This window comes from Psychrobacillus sp. FJAT-21963 (assembly GCF_001420585.1).
Taxonomy (GTDB): domain Bacteria; phylum Bacillota; class Bacilli; order Bacillales_A; family Planococcaceae; genus Psychrobacillus.
The window spans coordinates 1-15,957 of record NZ_LJIY01000011.1 but is presented as its reverse complement, the minus strand read 5'-3'; the positions used below and the strand labels follow the sequence as shown (position 1 = coordinate 15,957).

Genomic DNA, 15,957 nt, shown 5'->3' with positions numbered 1-15,957 from the left:
TCCATAATAGAGAACTTAAAAAGCTCATTTTGTTTTGCTGGCATCATCATTAAATGATGTCAAAATTGTTTGCTATCTGACTAACCGAAGCTAGTCTATCAAACTATATGTCTTAACGTTTTGCATGTTCAGTTTTCAATGTTCATGTTGTCTGCCGTGTTGTTTACCTCTTGGCGACTTCTACAATATTACTCTCATCCAAACAGAAAGTCAACACTTTTAAAAATAAATTTAAATTAATAGTGAAATGGCTATGACAGAGGCTACACCAGGTATTCCTAATACTGCTACCACAGCTCCTGTGAATAAATTAACAGGGATTGAATATCCGATTAATCCTAAAAGTAAATGCACTCCAAATAATAATAGAACGGAGAATCCTATACGGAATAAAAAGATCGATAATCCTTCCATAATGTTTGAAAAAGACTTTCTGAACATAAGTAACAATAGTAGTACTAGCGAACATACAATGATAACTACTTTCATGAAACATCTCTCCTCCATAAAATAACTATCTCTTAGCATATGAAGCTAGTACTACTATCATGCTCATTTCAAAATAACATTTCTAATTTTCGCTTCTTTATATAAGTAGAAATGGATACTTTCCGCCATTTTTCTTTTTGCTACTACATCTAAATCATAATCATTCAAGTACTCTTCTAACGATTGTGCTTGTTGCCATTCTTCTTTTGTTTGTTTCATAAGATCCACAAATTGTAGATCAAATTCTTTTCTTAATTTTCCTTTTTGAAAAAACATCTTATATAAACAACTCCCTTATAACTCTCGGCGACCTTCTAATGCTTTGGATAAAGTTACTTCATCCGCATACTCTAAATCTCCACCTACAGGTAATCCGTGTGCAATTCTTGTTGTCTTAATACCAGAAGGTTTTACTAGTCGGGAAATATACATTGCTGTCGCTTCTCCCTCAATTGTAGGGTTTGTTGCTAATATAAGTTCTTCTACTTGTGTATCTTGTAATCTTTTTAATAGCGAGGGAACATTGATATCTTCAGGACCAATCCCATCCATTGGAGAAATTGCTCCATGGAGAACATGATATAGACCGGTGTAATCTCTCATTTTTTCCATTGCTATTACATCTTTTGTATCTTGAACTACACAAATCATAGATAAATCACGTTGTTTATCTTGACAAATATGACAAGGGTCTATATCTGTAATATGCCCGCATACGGAGCAATAGCTTAAATTCCTTTTAGCATCCACTAAAGCTTTAGCGAAATCTAAAACGGTATCTTCTTTCATTGTTAATACAAAAAACGCCAGGCGAGCCGCTGTTTTCGGCCCGATTCCTGGCAATTTCATAAAACTATCTATTAGTTTTGATATTGGTTCAGGATAATGCATATTAATTCCTCCTAGAACATACCAGGGAGGTTCAATCCTTTCGTGAATTGTCCCATCGTGGAGTTCGCTGTTTCTTCTGCTTTTTTAATAGCTTCATTTGTTGCGATTACTATTAAGTCTTGTAACATTTCTACGTCTTCTGGATCCACTACAGCTGGATCAAGTACTACTTCTAATACTTCTTTATGTCCAGAAACAATAACCTTTACCATACCACCACCGGCAACTGCTTCAAAGCGTTGGTTACCCAGTTCTTCCTGTGCCTCTGCCATTTTCTTTTGCATTTTTTGCATTTGCTTCATCATACCTTGCATATTACCCATTCCACGCATAATATAATTCCTCCTTAGTCATCATGTACTTCTACAAATTCTTTTCCAAATAATTTCTCGGCCTCCACAATTAAAGGATCCTCCGATATTTCTTCCATACCACTTAAAAGTTCCATCGCAACATTAGGCTGTGAGGTTGTCTCCTCAGTTGTTTCATTATTATTTGATTTTAAACCATTTTGTTGAATGAATTCTTCTCTTATCATCAACCATTTGTCCTCTGGGACATATACCACTTCATACATCGTGCCAGTTAAACTAGAAATGAGTTGTGGGAAAGAGGAAGAAAAAGTTTTATTCTCCATTGCCATTTGACAATGTATATCATATTTGAATTTTAACACAAAAGCATTAGAAGATGCTGCAACTGGTTCAGCATCATTTAAAAGCGCCGCATGTGATTTTTGCAGTTGCTGCAATATATTGGCCCATTGAGATTTAATAGCTTGAATGTCTGTCTTTGTTGCCGTTTTTAATATCTCATGTATACGTCCACTGGATACTTTAACTCCTGAGTTCGATTTCTGACGTTGTCTTTTCGGTTGTTCTTGTGACACAGCATTCGCTTGTGGCAAGATACCTTGGCTTATTTGTTGTTGTAATTGTTGCAATTGAGTTTCTAACAGTTTAATTTTCTGTTCGAGCTCAGAGCTATCTCCATCAGATGTAGCTACATCTCTTGGAACTTGCGCTAATCGTATAATAGCTGTTTCTAAGTATACTTTTGAGTGGTTAGAAAATCGCATCTCTTGTTGTGTGTTAGTTAATATCGAGATGCTTTTATATAACGTATCTACCGGAAACTTAGAAGCTAATTCAAGAAATGATTCGTCTCCAGAGGCTATTTCTAATAGCTCGGTTTGTTCTGGCGCAACAAGTAACACAAGTAAATCACGATAAAATGTTACAAAATCTTCTGTTAAGCGAACTGGATCTTTTCCATCATCTACTAACTGTTCCACGCAACTTAATGCTTTCGCTACATCCTTTTCAATTAAAGCATTTGCTAACTGAAAGAATACTTCTTGACCAATAGACCCTGTTACAAGTAGGGCATCTTCTATTGTCATTTTCTCTCCGCTAAAAGATACTACTTGATCGAGCATACTAAGTGCATCACGCATTCCGCCGGCCGCTGCTTGAGCAATAATTTTTAATACGTCTTCATCATATTCGATATTAGCATCTATTAATACTTCTTTCATTCTTGCAACAATGTCCACGGAAGTAATTCGTTTAAAATCAAATCGCTGACATCTAGAAATAATTGTTAACGGGATTTTATGTGGCTCCGTTGTAGCTAAGATAAATACAACATGCGCAGGCGGTTCTTCTAAAGTTTTTAATAAAGCATTAAAAGCGCTAGTTGAGAGCATATGAACTTCATCTATAATATACACTTTGTAACGAGCGTTAGAAGGAGCAAAACGTACTTTTTCAATAATATCTCTCATTTCTTCCACTCGAGAGTTGGAAGCCGCATCAAATTCAATCACATCTGTATTGGATCCGTCCGTTATACTTTTACATGTTTCACAAGTGTTACACGGTTCTTTAGCTGGACCGTTTTCACAGTTCAGAGCCTTCGCAAATATCTTTGCGGCGCTCGTTTTTCCTGTTCCACGAGGACCCGAAAATAAATACGCATGTGTAGTTTTATCGTAAAGGAGGGCATTTTGAAGTGTTTGTTTGATATGTGTTTGTCCAGACATTTCCGCAAACGACTGAGGCCGATAAGCGCGGTAGAAAGCTTGATACGACAACAAATTCCTCTCCTTCTAATGTAAAATTAAATAATAATTTTATTATACCATAAAGAAACATTGACTTCGCCTATTACACATAGCGTTTTTTCTCATAAAAAAACTCATTTGCCTAAAAGACAAATGAGAATAGTAGTTTTATATTAAAATTAATTGCCGTGCACCTTCCTTCGCTTGAAACACATAAGCGGCACCCTTGTCGTTAACTCGGCTTAGGCTACCCCGCGGCACATGAGAAAACACCACTTAATGCTGCTTCCTTCCGGACCTGACATGGTTCATGGGCACCCATTGCGCAGGACCCAAACGTCAACATCACGTGCAAATACCAGACCCTACATGTATTCAACCTCAGAGAAGGAGTTCAGTCTCGCTAGAGCGGATTGCGAGTTACAAGACACCGCTACCTTCCCACCTAGCACGGCATAGATTAGTATACGTTTTTTAGCGACAAAAATCAATCGAAATGATAATCTAAATTTTGGTAACAATATTTTCTTCAAAAAATCAATTATTTTTTTATTAAAATGATTGACTTTGGTTTTTATCCGTGATAAATTAATTCTTGTACTTCGGAGGAATACCCAAGTCTGGCTGAAGGGATCGGTCTTGAAAACCGACAGGCGGGTCAAACCGCGCGGGGGTTCGAATCCCTCTTCCTCCTCCATTTTAAATACACACACGCATAAATTTGAGATTGAATTCGTTGCATTAGTAACGAATTTTTCTTAAAACTTAAGTGTTCAGAATATTAAAAAAGACAACTTTAACTAGTTGTCTTTTTTTATGCATAAAACCCTCTTGCAATAAAATCGCAAGAGGGTTTCTCTTATTTACGTAGTGCTTCTGTTTGTTCCATGAAATGTCCTATTCTCTCAACAATCGCTTCGACGCTATCAGGATTTTCTATGATGTCATAGTCATTAATATTTAAGCGAAGTACAGGGCAGCCATTAAAAGAGTCAATCCATTTTTCATAACGACCATGCATTTCCTCCCAATAAGCAATTGGTGTTTGCTGCTCCATTGGTCGACCTCTGTCATGAATACGATCAATAATATTATCTAATGTTCCTTCTAAATAAATTAGCAAATTAGGATGTGGGAAATATGGTGTCATAACCATTGCTTCAAACAAACTAGTATATGTTTCGTGATCTACAGGATCCATCGTTCCCTTTTCTTTATGCATTTGTGCAAATATTCCAGTGTCTTCATAAATGGAACGATCTTGGATAAATCCCCCGCCATACTCAAACATTCTCTTTTGCTCTTTAAAACGCTCTGCTAAAAAGTAAATTTGTAAATGAAAGCTCCATTTTGAAAAATCATTATAAAAACGATCTAAATAAGGATTTGAATCTACCTTTTCAAAGGATGTTTTAAAATGAAGGGCATCCGCAAGTGCTTTTGTCATCGTAGATTTCCCTACTCCAACTGTTCCAGCGATCGTTATAACCGCATTAGAAGGGATACCATACTTCTCTCTTAAATTCATACTTAAAAACTCCTTCTATGTAATGTTGCATCTACTTTATCTAAAATTGTTTGCAAGTCTTGTCCATTTTGAACAAAATCTAATTCATCTCCGTTAAATCGAAGAACTGGTACTTCTGGATGTTTTTTTTCAAAATGATCAATAAATACACGATAATCGGATGCAAGCTGCTCCAAATAATCCGGACTGATCCTTTTCTCAAAATCTCTACCACGTAAGTCAATGCGGTCCATTAATACATCTAGGCTAGCGTCCAAATAAATTACCATATTTGGGACAGGCATATCATTTATTAATATTTTGTATACTTCTTCATACTTTTTATATTCTACTTCATTCAACGAGCGTTTAGCGAAAATTAAATTTTTAAAAATATGGTAATCAGCTGTTACTGCTTTAGATTTGGAAAGGTAATTCTTCTGGATATCGCTTAATTGTTTATATCGATTGCATAAAAAGAACATTTCCGTTTGGAAGCTCCACTCCGCAATATTTTCATAAAACTTATCTAAAAAAGGATTTTCATCCACAATCTCTTTAAGTAATTCAAATTGATAGTTGGCAGCAATAGCTTTTGCTAAGGAGGTCTTTCCAACCCCTATAGGACCTTCTACCGTTATAAATGGAATGGACATAGCTTTAACCTCACTCTAATATTCAAGTCGTGCCCTTTATTTTATCATAGCTAGAAAACGAAAAACAGAGCAAATCCACCTTTCTAAAAGAAAGGCAAATTTGCTCTACTTTTTTCTCACACGAAACATTTCGTTGAGTAAATACCAATTTTGAGGAAAATCAAAACCACTATGCCAATAGGAGATTCCTAAAAGCCCCAACTCTTTTAAAAGATTAAATTTTGCCTGTATGGAACGTGCATCCTCAAACCACACCTCATGCTCTATACCATCTCTCCAGTAATGAAAAAAAGGCGCTTGTGCAGTTTGGTCATATTCAATCGCAGCATTTCGTTCCTTTGCTAATTGAATAGCCTGCTGAGGGCTAATAGCTCTAGCAAAAGGATTCCCTGGTTTATAAGGAAGTGTCCAATCATACCCATATAAATTTTGTCCCATTAATATCTTCTTGGGAATAATTTCTGTCGCTGCATATTCTAACACTTGACGAACTGGACCAATTGGGGAAACTGCCATTGGTGGTCCACCACTGTAGCCCCATTCATAGGTCATAATTACAATAAAATCTAATACCTCACCAAGTGCTTTATAGTCAAAACCTTCATACCATTTCCCAGCTTGCTCAGCACTCGTCTTAGGAGGAACACTTGCGGATATTGTAAATCCTTCCGCATACTCCTTTAAATCCTTTATAAAATTCACATAGTTTTCTCTGTCTTCCGCAGCGATATATTCGAAATCTAAATGAATATGTTTATTTCCTCTTTTGTTTGCTTCAGCTACTGCTTGCTCAAATACTTTTTGTTTGACTTGTTCATCTGTAAAAATAGTATGGGCTAGTGATGCATTAAACGCTCCATCTTCAATATTCGCTAACACAATGGCAGATTCTACCTGGTTTCTTTGCGCTACTTCCTGTAACGTCCCCCAATTCATGGGAGTCAAGGATCCATCACGCAACACCTCATAAGCAAAAGGCATCATATAAGTTAAATTAGGTGCCGCTTTTTCTACTTGCTCGATTACACGAGCGGATGGAACTTCGGTGAACCACTCTACATATAGATTAGATTCAACGAATGGTCTTTCAGGACTTGGTGTAGATGGAATAACTAGCGCTTGACCTAAGACCAATACATCTGGATCTGGCAGCTCGTTTATAGAGGCAAGCGTTGAAGTATTTGTACCGAACTGCTTTGCAATAGAGTATAAACTATCCCCTTTTTTCACTACATAAATCAATCGATCACTCCTTCAGAATAGAATATGCAATATGTAAATAAAACATGCTACACTATGCAAAAGGGGTTGATTCTAATTGGATGAACACTATATGAATTTAGCGATAGCAGAGGCTAAAAAAGCAGCAGAAATCGGTGAAGTACCAATTGGGGCTGTCATTGTATATAAAGAAGAAGTGATTGCCCAGGCTTTTAACTTAAGAGAAACTACCCAAAATGCAACTACACATGCAGAGCTACTAGCGATTCAAGAGGCGTGTAAAAAAATAGGCAGTTGGAGATTAGAAGAAACAACCTTATACGTCACACTGGAGCCTTGCCCTATGTGTGCAGGAGCTATTTTACAATCCCGTATTCCACGTGTTGTCTATGGAGCTAGAGATGCAAAAGCCGGTTGTGTAGATTCTCTCTATCATCTTTTAAAAGACAATAGGTTTAATCATATGTGTGAAGTGACAGAAGGTGTTTTAGCAGAAGAATGTGGGGCCATGCTTACTCATTTTTTTCGCAATTTACGAGAACAAAAAAAGAACCAGAAACGCGGCTTATAATTGCGTTTCTGGTTACTCCAACATTATTGAGTTCAACTATTATTTAATTACAGATTTTCCACCCATGTATGGACGTAAAACTTCCGGAACTACTACAGTACCATCAGCTTGCTGATAGTTTTCTAAAATTGCTGCTACTGTACGTCCAAGTGCAAGTCCACTACCGTTCAATGTGTGTACATACTCTGGTTTTCCACCCGCTTCTCTTCTAAAACGAATGCCTGCACGACGAGCTTGAAAATCCTCAAAATTACTACAAGAAGAAATTTCTTTATACTCCCCGTAGCTCGGTAACCAAACTTCTAAATCATATTTTTTCGCTGCAGTAAAGCCTAAATCCGCAGTACACATATGAAGCACTCGATATGGGAGTCCTAAAAGTTGTAACACTTTTTCTGCATGCCCTGTTAAAAGCTCTAATTGCTCATATGATTCTTCCGGCTTAACAAAACGAACAAGTTCTACTTTATTAAACTGATGTTGGCGTATTAAACCACGAGTATCACGACCTGCAGATCCCGCCTCAGAACGGAAGCAAGCACTAAAAGCAGTGAATGCTTGTGGAAGTTCTGCTCCATCTAAAATCTCATCACGATAGAAATTGGTTACTGGCACTTCTGCCGTTGGAATTAAGAAATAATCTTCTTCTCCTATTAAAAACGCATCTTCTTCAAACTTCGGAAGCTGACCTGTACCTGTTAAACTTGTGCGATTTGCCAAGTATGGAGGTAACATTTCTTCATATCCATGCTCTTCAGCATGTAAATCCATCATAAAGTTTATCAATGCACGTTCAAGTCTTGCACCCAATCCTCGGTAGAAAGCAAATCGGCTTCCTGTCACTTTCGCAGCACGCTCAAAATCTACTATTTTTAAATCTGTTGCAATATCCCAATGGGCTTTGGTTTCAAAATCGAATGAAGGAACTTCTCCCCATTTACGGATTTCCACATTATCATCTTCTGAGTCACCGATTGGTACACTTTCATGAGGAATATTTGGAACTCGCATCATCATATATTCAAATTTTTCTTCCACATCTCTTAACTCATCATCTAGTTCTTTAATTTCATCGCCAACTTCGCGCATACGTGCAATTAGATCATCCGCATTTTCTTTATTTCGTTTCATCTCAGAGATTTTTTGAGAAAACTCATTTCTTTCTGCTTTTAACACTTCTGTTTTTGCAATTAATTCTCTACGTTTTTGATCTAATGGTAGAAACTGATCAAATTCGGATATCTCTTCTCCACGCTTAGCAAGCTTAACTTTCACTTCTTCATAATGGTCACGTACAAATTTTACATCTAACATATGAGTTTCCTCCTCTATTTTAATCAAATTCTCATTTGGGAAGCTTTAACCTTATTCATTAAGTGCTTATATATGCAGCAAATAAGGTTAAAAAACGCAAAAAAGCCCTCATCCCAAATAAAAGGGACGAGAGCATACCCGCGTTGCCACCCTGATTGATTCAGTAAAAAACTGAATCCACTTGTTCCATAACGGCTTTTTCAACCGGCCACGACTTACTTAAATTTTCAGCCGCGCAACTCAAAGGACGGATTCACAAGTGTTAATATCAGCTTACACCAGCCGCTGACTCTCTATAAAAAACGTGCTTGTTACTACTTCCTATCATCGTTTTTACATTCATGAAATTACTCATACTTTACTATATATTTACTGTTAATGCAAGCGAATCCTCGACCATTTCAGTAAAATACGCTGTAATTCGATGATCTGCAGTCAGTTCAGGGTGAAAGGAGCATCCGAGCAAATAACCTTGTCTTGCCATAACAATTTTTCCTTCAAAGCGAGCAAGTACCTCAACATCTTTACCAACTTCTACAATATGAGGGGCTCGTATAAATACAGCTGGGAAATCCTCTGCAACATCTTTAATCACTAAACTCGTTTCAAAGCTATCCACTTGTCGTCCAAAAGAATTACGTTCTACTTTTGCATCCAGAACACTAATATGTGAAAAATCATAACCAACAAGTTTTTTTGCTAATAGTATTAATCCTGCACAAGTTCCAAACATCGGCTTTCCTGCAGCCGCAAATTGTTGGAGAGGCTCCAACATCTCAAATCGATCAATTAGTTTTCGCATCGCTGTGCTTTCTCCACCTGGAAGGATTAATCCATCCACTAAAGCTAAATCACTTTTGCTTTTTACTGTGATAGCCTGAGCTCCACATGCTTCTATGGAACGAATATGTTCACTTACTGCTCCTTGAAGAGCTAATACGCCTATCTTTGCCATGTTACCACCCTCTATCTTGCATACGATCTTGGGCAGATAAACGAGAAATTTCAATTCCCTTCATCGGAATTCCTAGGTCTTTTGAAATTTCTACGAGTAATTTGTAGTCTTGGTAATGTGTTGTTGCTTCTACGATTGCTTTTGCAAATTTCTCAGGGTTTTCTGATTTGAAGATTCCTGATCCAACAAATACACCATCTGCTCCAAGCTCCATCATTAATGCTGCATCCGCTGGTGTGGCTACTCCACCAGCTGCAAAATTTACAACCGGTAATTTACGATTATGTTTGATTTGCAATAAAACATCATATGGTGCTCCTAAAATTTTTGCTTCTGTCATTAATTCATCCTCGTTCATATGAACAATTTTACGTACATGCGCATTTACTTTACGTAAATGACGAACAGCTTCTACAATATTCCCTGTTCCAGGTTCCCCTTTTGTACGAAGCATAGAAGCTCCTTCTCCGATACGACGAGCTGCTTCCCCTAAATCCTTACATCCGCAAACGAATGGTACTGTGAATTCGCTTTTACGTAAGTGATACTCTTCATCTGCAGGAGTTAAAACTTCAGACTCGTCGATGTAGTCAACACCCATTGCTTCTAAAATTCTTGCTTCTGTAATATGACCAATACGTGCTTTCGCCATAACTGGAATTGTTACTGCTCCCATTACTTCTTCCATTATGCGTGGATCTGCCATACGAGCAACACCACCTGCTGCGCGAATATCAGATGGTACACGTTCTAATGCCATTACTGCTACTGCCCCAGCAGCTTCTGCAATTTTTGCTTGCTCAGCATTGATAACGTCCATAATAACGCCACCTTTTTGCATTTCTGCCATTCCACGTTTTACTCTCTCTGTACCAGTTAAATTTGTAGTCATAAATTTTTCCCTCCATATTCTTTATGAAGTTTAGTATAATAAAAGATGACCATTTGAAAAGTACCAGAAATCAGAAATACAGAGTGGTCAGATTGGTGATGAAAAATGGACTATCTAATGTTTCAACTAGAAAAAGAAGCCCAAACTCCTTTATACGAACAACTTTACAATGAAATTAAAGATGCAATAATTGAGGGAAAAATAGAAGAAGGAGAAAAACTTCCTTCCAAAAGAAAACTTGCAGAATATTTGGCTGTTAGTCAAACTACAATTGAATTTGCGTATAGTCAACTTGTAGCAGAGGGTTTTATTAGTTCAGAAGCTAGAAAGGGATTTTTTGTTCAAAGCTTAGAAGAATTAGCTTTGATTGAACAAGATTTACCATTGATGACACGAGAAATAAGCGACACCGACCATGTAATGATAGATTTTTCACCCGGTAAAATTGATACAGATTCTTTTCCATTTACTACATGGAGGAAATTTACGAAGGAAACCATTAACGAGGCAAATAAAGATTTTCTTCAACTTGGGCATCCTCAAGGAGATTATGTTTTACGGCAACATATTTCCTCTTATTTATACCAATCACGTGGCGTTAAATGTAAACCTGAACAAATTATTCTTGGTTCCGGAACAGAGCAAATAATGCCGTTAATTATCCGTTTACTAGGCAAAGAAGCTGTTTATGGTATTGAAAATCCGGGTTATCCACTCACCCATCATTTATTTTTAGATGATAGAAAAAAATCATTGCCTATTTCTGTTGATATGGACGGAGTAATAGTGTCGGAACTTGAAAAAACTAGAGCTACCGTCATGTATGTAACTCCTTCACACCAGTTTCCAACAGGTGCTGTACTTTCTGCTACGCGTAGGAGCCAGCTTTTATCCTGGGCTTATCAACAAGAGAATAGATATATTATTGAAGATGACTATGACAGTGAGTTTAGATACACAGGTAGACCTATTCCTTCTTTACAGGGACTTGATCAAAATCAGCGTGTCATTTATTTAAGTACGTTTTCCAAATCCTTAATGCCATCGCTGCGAATTGCATATGCCGTATTACCAGAAGCACTGATCATGCAATATAAGCAAAAATTCTCTTATTATGCAGCAACCGTACCTCGAATTGATCAGCATGTATTAGCAAAATTCATGGAGTCAGGTCATTTTGCCAAGCATTTAAATAAAATGAGAAAAATCTATAAACGAAAACTAGAAATGGTAACGAAAACAATTGCTAAATATAATCCTACTGTTACGATTTCAGGCGAGCAGGCAGGCATGCATATATTATTAACTATTCATACATCTAAAAAAGAAGAGGAACTAGTTTTACTTGCAAAGAATTCGGGTATACGTGTATATGGCCTTCGTGAGTATGCAACGGAGGATACAGATGTTGCTACAGATCCCAAAATTGTTTTAGGCTTTGGAGGAATTGATGTCCTGGAAATTCCCTCTTCCATAAATGCTTTAATGAATGCTTGGGATATAAAAAAACACCGTGAACGCAATTAAGCGCACGGTGTTTTGATATTAAAATAATCCGCCAACAAAATCAGTTGTACTATTCCATAAATTACCGAAGAATTTACCGATTCCTTGGAACATTAAACTAATCCAGCTAGCACGTTCTACTGATTCTGTAGTAACTACATCTACTTCAGCTGCTTTATCTGTGATATAACCGTAATCAGAGCCTTCCGTTTTCTCCAAATGAACTTTACCTACGACTGTACCTTCTTTAACGTCTGCCTCTAAGTTTTTCTTATCAGGTGTAAAAACAGGCTTGTACATGTCTTTTTCACTTGTTTTAATAACCATAGAAATTGGATCTTTTACAGCTATTGCAACGGAATCTTCTTTACCTTTTATAACAGGTAATGTTTTATTTTTAGGAATTTTGTATCCTGCAGGAACTATTTCTACTTTAGAAAATTGTGCAAATCCATAGTCAAACAATGCTCTTGTTGCATCAAATCGAGCTTTATATGTACCTGCTCCATTCGCATCTACAGCTTTCATAACAACTGCAATCACACGCATTCCATTTTTTTGAGCAGTTCCAGTAAAGGAATGACCTGCAAAATCGGTTGTTCCAGTTTTTAATCCATCTACACCTTCGTATTCATACACTAATCCTGGTAACATCCAGTTCCAGTTACTCATTTCAATTGCATCAGAAGTGCCTTCACGAAATGTTTTTTTAGGAATTTTAGTTGTTTCTAATACTTCAGGATAATCTTTCATTAAATTGTACGCAAGAATGGCAACTGATTTAGCGGGCATAACATTTTCATCAGAAGCACCTGTGCTTGCTGGGTGCATCCCTTGTAAATCCTCATTATTCAATCCTGTTGAATTGACAAACTTATATCCTTCTAAGCCCATTTCTTCTGCTTTTTCATTCATCAGCTTCACAAAGTTCTCTTCTGTCCCAGCGATTGTCTCTGCTATTGCAATAGTAGCTGCATTGGCAGAATAAATAGCCATCGCTTCATAAAGTTCTTGAATAGAATAGCTACCATCTTGACGAAGAGGTACGTTACTTAAACGGCGATCCTGAGAGATTTTGTATGTATAATCTGTCACTGAATATTGTTGATCCCAAGAAATCTTTCCTTCTTCAATTGCTTCGAATAACAAATACTCTGTCATCATTTTAGTCATACTAGCAATACCTAATGGTGACTCTGAATTTTTCTCATATAAAATTTTTCCTGTATCTGCATCAATTAAAATTGCAGCATCGACATATAAATTCAAACTATCCTCTGCTTTTGTTTCGACCGGTGCTCCACATATAACTGATACTAAAAACATAGGAAGTATTAGCCATTTTATCATTGATGTCATCCAAACTTTCTTCACTACTGTACCTCCACTAAAAGTTTTTTCAATGCTCATTTTAACACATTTTTTTGCTTAATAGCACTTTACATATAAAAAGCACCCATTCTGCCTAGATAAAGACGATAAATGGGTGCTAAAGTTTCTTTCATACATTACTTATGAAATAGAATAGTTAGGTGCTTCTTTCGTTATTTGAACATCATGCGGATGGCTTTCACGTAATCCTGCACCAGTCATGCGAATAAATTGAGCATTTTCACGTAAGTCTTGTAAGTCTTTCGTTCCACAGTAACCCATGCCTGCTCTCACTCCACCAAGTAATTGATGTACAGTATCAGATAACGGTCCTTTGTAAGGAAGACGACCTTCAATTCCTTCTGGTACTAATTTCTTTGCATCCTCTTGGAAGTAACGGTCTTTTGAACCTTTTTCCATTGCACCAATTGAACCCATTCCTCGGTACACTTTAAAACGTCTACCTTGGAAAATTTCTGTTTCACCTGGGCTTTCAGTTGTACCAGCTAGTAAACTTCCTAGCATAACAACATGTCCACCTGCTGCAAGTGCTTTAATAATATCTCCAGAGAATTTAATACCACCATCTGCAATAATAGTCTTACCTACTTTTCTAGCTTCAGTCGCACAATCATATACTGCAGTAATCTGAGGAACCCCAACACCTGCAACGACACGAGTAGTACAAATAGAACCAGGTCCAATCCCCACTTTTACTACATCTGCTCCTGCTTCAAATAGAGCACGTGTAGCTTCGCCCGTAGCTACATTTCCAGCCACAATATCTAAATCTGGGTATGCTTCACGAATACTCTTAACCGTATCCATTACACCTTGAGAATGACCATGAGCAGTATCAATTACGATAATATCTACATGTGCTTTCACAAGCTTTTCTACACGCATCATTGTATCTTTTGTAACCCCAACAGCTGCGCCTACTAATAAGCGACCATGTTGATCTTTTGCAGCATTCGGGAATTCAATTACTTTTTCAATATCTTTTATAGTAATTAAACCTTTAAGAATTCCATTTTCATCTACTATAGGTAATTTTTCAATTTTATATTGTTGTAAAATTTTCTCTGCATCTTCAAGAGTTGTCCCAACAGGTGCAGTTACTAATTGCTCTTTTGTCATAACTTCATCAATGATTAAAGAATAATCTTGAATAAAACGCAAATCACGGTTTGTAATGATTCCAACAAGTTTTTGTTCTTCTTCATTATTTACAATCGGAACACCGGATATTCTATATTTCCCCATTAAATGTTCTGCATCATAAACTTGATGGGTTGGAGTTAAGAAGAATGGGTCTGTTATAACACCATTTTCAGAACGTTTAACTGTTTCCACTTGTTCCGCTTGTTCTTCTATGGACATATTTTTATGAATTATTCCTAATCCACCTTGTCGAGCCATTGCAATAGCCATTTTAGCTTCTGTGACAGTATCCATACCTGCGCTAATTATAGGTATATTCAACTTAATCTTTGATGTTAATTGAACAGATAAATTCACATCTTTTGGCAATACTTCCGACTGTGCTGGAACTAGTAGTACATCATCAAACGTTAGACCTTCTTTTTGAAATTTAGTATCCCACATTTCTCTAATTTCCTCCTCTGTTAAATGAATATTATTGTAAGGTTATCAGCGCCCAAGCACACTGTCAAGATTCCTAGAATAAAACAATAATTCCGATTTTTCTTTTAAAATTAGATATTGTTACTTTATTCCATATCATTTTAAGAAAACATAGGTAATCTCTACAATCATGCCGATTCTTCAGTATAAGTTTATCCAGTAAAAGGAAGTAAGATACTTTTAAAAACTTGAAATTATTTGAGTACCTGAGTGTCGATTTGAAATTAGATACGTTAAGTTCATATTTAAATATGGGAGGCTAGTTAGTTTGCCTATTAGAGCAACCAAATGAGTCGTATAAGCGACTAAGGAGAATCTAAAAGCAATCAATTAGATAATGAAAGAGACCATTTCTCACAATAAAGAGTTCAGTTTCTCTGAGATGACCCATTTTTTCTTCTGTCCTACGTTTATAAGACTATCTTCCAAGTTTATCTACAATTCTTTGTCTTTGGCCTTTTCTTTCCGCACAAAAAAAAGCCACCACCGATTGCTCGGTGACGACTTTTCAATTGCCCAGCGACGTCCTACTCTCACAGGGGGAGACCCCCAACTACCATCGGCGCGCGAGCTTAACTTCCGTGTTCGGGNCAACTACCATCGGCGCGCGAGCTTCACTTCCGTGTTCGGGCTGCGAAAGCAGATGAACGGCAGATTTCTTCGTCAGCCGCGGTCGTTCGATTCTCGCGTATATCATACGCTGCGAGCCTCTCTTCCTTGCTTCCTCGAACTCTTTGTTCCTCTACTTTCTCGCAAGTTTATTATAATTCTTTGCCTTCGGCCTTTTTTCTAGTAAAACAAAAAAAGCCGCCACCGATTACTCGGTGACGACTTTTCAATTGCCCAGCGACGTCCTACTCTCACAGGGGGAG

Annotated in this window: 15 protein-coding genes, 1 tRNA gene, 1 other RNA gene and 1 other annotated feature; of the genes, 3 read left to right on the top strand and 14 right to left on the bottom strand. The window is 37.1% G+C overall.

Going from position 1 to position 15,957, the window contains the following annotated elements:
• Nucleotides 1-231 precede the first annotated feature (231 nt).
• The 6 genes from AN959_RS18150 to ffs all read right to left on the bottom strand — a co-directional run bounded on the left by AN959_RS18150 (nt 232) and on the right by ffs (nt 3,899).
• A complete protein-coding gene (locus AN959_RS18150) occupies nt 232-489 on the bottom strand; it encodes a pro-sigmaK processing inhibitor BofA family protein (RefSeq protein WP_056832854.1) in 258 nt (85 codons plus the stop codon).
• Nucleotides 490-552: 63 nt separating this feature from the next.
• The gene (locus AN959_RS18145) at nt 553-765 is read right to left on the bottom strand and encodes a YaaL family protein (RefSeq protein WP_053591112.1); all 213 of its coding nucleotides are present in this window, start codon (nt 763-765) and stop codon (nt 553-555) included.
• Between the two features lie 18 nt (nt 766-783).
• Entirely contained in the window at nt 784-1,380 is a 597-nt protein-coding gene (gene recR / locus AN959_RS18140) for a recombination mediator RecR (protein WP_053591113.1), read from the bottom strand.
• Between the two features lie 11 nt (nt 1,381-1,391).
• Nucleotides 1,392-1,712 (bottom strand): YbaB/EbfC family nucleoid-associated protein, encoded by a 321-nt coding sequence (locus AN959_RS18135; RefSeq protein ID WP_053591114.1) that lies wholly within the window; start codon nt 1,710-1,712, stop codon nt 1,392-1,394.
• A gap of 14 nt (nt 1,713-1,726) precedes the next feature.
• Nucleotides 1,727-3,475 carry a DNA polymerase III subunit gamma/tau gene (dnaX, locus tag AN959_RS18130; RefSeq protein ID WP_056832852.1) on the bottom strand — a complete coding sequence of 583 codons (1,749 nt, stop codon included), beginning with the start codon at nt 3,473-3,475 and terminating at the stop codon, nt 1,727-1,729.
• A gap of 156 nt (nt 3,476-3,631) precedes the next feature.
• Nucleotides 3,632-3,899: signal recognition particle sRNA large type (gene ffs / locus AN959_RS20830), an RNA gene on the bottom strand.
• Nucleotides 3,900-4,049: 150 nt separating this feature from the next.
• On the opposite strand from ffs, the gene AN959_RS18125 reads away from it, so the two are divergent.
• Nucleotides 4,050-4,142, top strand: a tRNA-Ser gene (locus AN959_RS18125).
• Nucleotides 4,143-4,304: 162 nt separating this feature from the next.
• Here AN959_RS18125 and AN959_RS18120 read toward each other — a convergent pair.
• The 3 genes from AN959_RS18120 to AN959_RS18110 all read right to left on the bottom strand — a co-directional run bounded on the left by AN959_RS18120 (nt 4,305) and on the right by AN959_RS18110 (nt 6,850).
• Nucleotides 4,305-4,973: a deoxynucleoside kinase gene (locus tag AN959_RS18120; protein WP_053591116.1), complete on the bottom strand. Its 669-nt coding sequence runs from the start codon at nt 4,971-4,973 to the stop codon at nt 4,305-4,307.
• Nucleotides 4,974-4,975: 2 nt separating this feature from the next.
• Nucleotides 4,976-5,608 carry a deoxynucleoside kinase gene (locus tag AN959_RS18115; protein ID WP_056832850.1) on the bottom strand — a complete coding sequence of 211 codons (633 nt, stop codon included), beginning with the start codon at nt 5,606-5,608 and terminating at the stop codon, nt 4,976-4,978.
• A gap of 105 nt (nt 5,609-5,713) precedes the next feature.
• The gene (locus AN959_RS18110) at nt 5,714-6,850 is read right to left on the bottom strand and encodes a glycosyl hydrolase family 18 protein (RefSeq protein WP_056832848.1); all 1,137 of its coding nucleotides are present in this window, start codon (nt 6,848-6,850) and stop codon (nt 5,714-5,716) included.
• Between the two features lie 91 nt (nt 6,851-6,941).
• On the opposite strand from AN959_RS18110, the gene tadA reads away from it, so the two are divergent.
• Nucleotides 6,942-7,400: a tRNA adenosine(34) deaminase TadA gene (gene tadA / locus AN959_RS18105; protein WP_056832856.1), complete on the top strand. Its 459-nt coding sequence runs from the start codon at nt 6,942-6,944 to the stop codon at nt 7,398-7,400.
• Between the two features lie 39 nt (nt 7,401-7,439).
• Here the strand turns inward: tadA and serS are convergent, their stop codons facing one another.
• The 3 genes from serS to pdxS form a co-directional block, all read right to left on the bottom strand.
• Nucleotides 7,440-8,714 carry a serine--tRNA ligase gene (gene serS / locus AN959_RS18100; protein WP_056832846.1) on the bottom strand — a complete coding sequence of 425 codons (1,275 nt, stop codon included), beginning with the start codon at nt 8,712-8,714 and terminating at the stop codon, nt 7,440-7,442.
• A 119-nt stretch (nt 8,715-8,833) separates the two neighbouring features.
• Nucleotides 8,834-9,051, bottom strand: a binding site (T-box leader).
• A gap of 24 nt (nt 9,052-9,075) precedes the next feature.
• Nucleotides 9,076-9,669 carry a pyridoxal 5'-phosphate synthase glutaminase subunit PdxT gene (pdxT, locus tag AN959_RS18095; protein WP_056832844.1) on the bottom strand — a complete coding sequence of 198 codons (594 nt, stop codon included), beginning with the start codon at nt 9,667-9,669 and terminating at the stop codon, nt 9,076-9,078.
• A gap of 1 nt (nt 9,670) precedes the next feature.
• A complete protein-coding gene (pdxS, locus tag AN959_RS18090) occupies nt 9,671-10,561 on the bottom strand; it encodes a pyridoxal 5'-phosphate synthase lyase subunit PdxS (protein ID WP_056832842.1) in 891 nt (296 codons plus the stop codon).
• Nucleotides 10,562-10,666: 105 nt separating this feature from the next.
• Here pdxS and AN959_RS18085 point away from each other — a divergent pair, with 105 nt between their 5' ends.
• Nucleotides 10,667-12,088: a PLP-dependent aminotransferase family protein gene (locus AN959_RS18085; protein WP_056832840.1), complete on the top strand. Its 1,422-nt coding sequence runs from the start codon at nt 10,667-10,669 to the stop codon at nt 12,086-12,088.
• Between the two features lie 18 nt (nt 12,089-12,106).
• On the opposite strand, the gene AN959_RS18080 is transcribed toward AN959_RS18085, so the two are convergent.
• Both AN959_RS18080 and guaB read right to left on the bottom strand, forming a co-directional pair.
• Nucleotides 12,107-13,441: a serine hydrolase gene (locus AN959_RS18080; protein ID WP_056832839.1), complete on the bottom strand. Its 1,335-nt coding sequence runs from the start codon at nt 13,439-13,441 to the stop codon at nt 12,107-12,109.
• 138 nt (nt 13,442-13,579) lie between these two features.
• Nucleotides 13,580-15,046: an IMP dehydrogenase gene (gene guaB, locus AN959_RS18075; RefSeq protein ID WP_053591124.1), complete on the bottom strand. Its 1,467-nt coding sequence runs from the start codon at nt 15,044-15,046 to the stop codon at nt 13,580-13,582.
• Nucleotides 15,047-15,957 lie beyond the last annotated feature (911 nt).

What these genes read in the sequence shown, in the direction of transcription:
- AN959_RS18150 (WP_056832854.1), bottom strand. Translation starts at nt 489, where the DNA reads ATGAAAGTAGTTATCATTGTATGTTCGCTAGTACTACTATTGTTACTT.
- AN959_RS18145 (WP_053591112.1), bottom strand. Translation starts at nt 765, where the DNA reads ATGTTTTTTCAAAAAGGAAAATTAAGAAAAGAATTTGATCTACAATTT.
- recR (WP_053591113.1), bottom strand. Translation starts at nt 1,380, where the DNA reads ATGCATTATCCTGAACCAATATCAAAACTAATAGATAGTTTTATGAAA.
- AN959_RS18135 (WP_053591114.1), bottom strand. Translation starts at nt 1,712, where the DNA reads ATGCGTGGAATGGGTAATATGCAAGGTATGATGAAGCAAATGCAAAAA.
- AN959_RS18120 (WP_053591116.1), bottom strand. Translation starts at nt 4,973, where the DNA reads ATGAATTTAAGAGAGAAGTATGGTATCCCTTCTAATGCGGTTATAACG.
- AN959_RS18115 (WP_056832850.1), bottom strand. Translation starts at nt 5,608, where the DNA reads ATGTCCATTCCATTTATAACGGTAGAAGGTCCTATAGGGGTTGGAAAG.
- tadA (WP_056832856.1), top strand. Translation starts at nt 6,942, where the DNA reads ATGAATTTAGCGATAGCAGAGGCTAAAAAAGCAGCAGAAATCGGTGAA.
- serS (WP_056832846.1), bottom strand. Translation starts at nt 8,714, where the DNA reads ATGTTAGATGTAAAATTTGTACGTGACCATTATGAAGAAGTGAAAGTT.
- pdxT (WP_056832844.1), bottom strand. Translation starts at nt 9,669, where the DNA reads ATGGCAAAGATAGGCGTATTAGCTCTTCAAGGAGCAGTAAGTGAACAT.
- pdxS (WP_056832842.1), bottom strand. Translation starts at nt 10,561, where the DNA reads ATGACTACAAATTTAACTGGTACAGAGAGAGTAAAACGTGGAATGGCA.
- AN959_RS18085 (WP_056832840.1), top strand. Translation starts at nt 10,667, where the DNA reads ATGGACTATCTAATGTTTCAACTAGAAAAAGAAGCCCAAACTCCTTTA.
- guaB (WP_053591124.1), bottom strand. Translation starts at nt 15,046, where the DNA reads ATGTGGGATACTAAATTTCAAAAAGAAGGTCTAACGTTTGATGATGTA.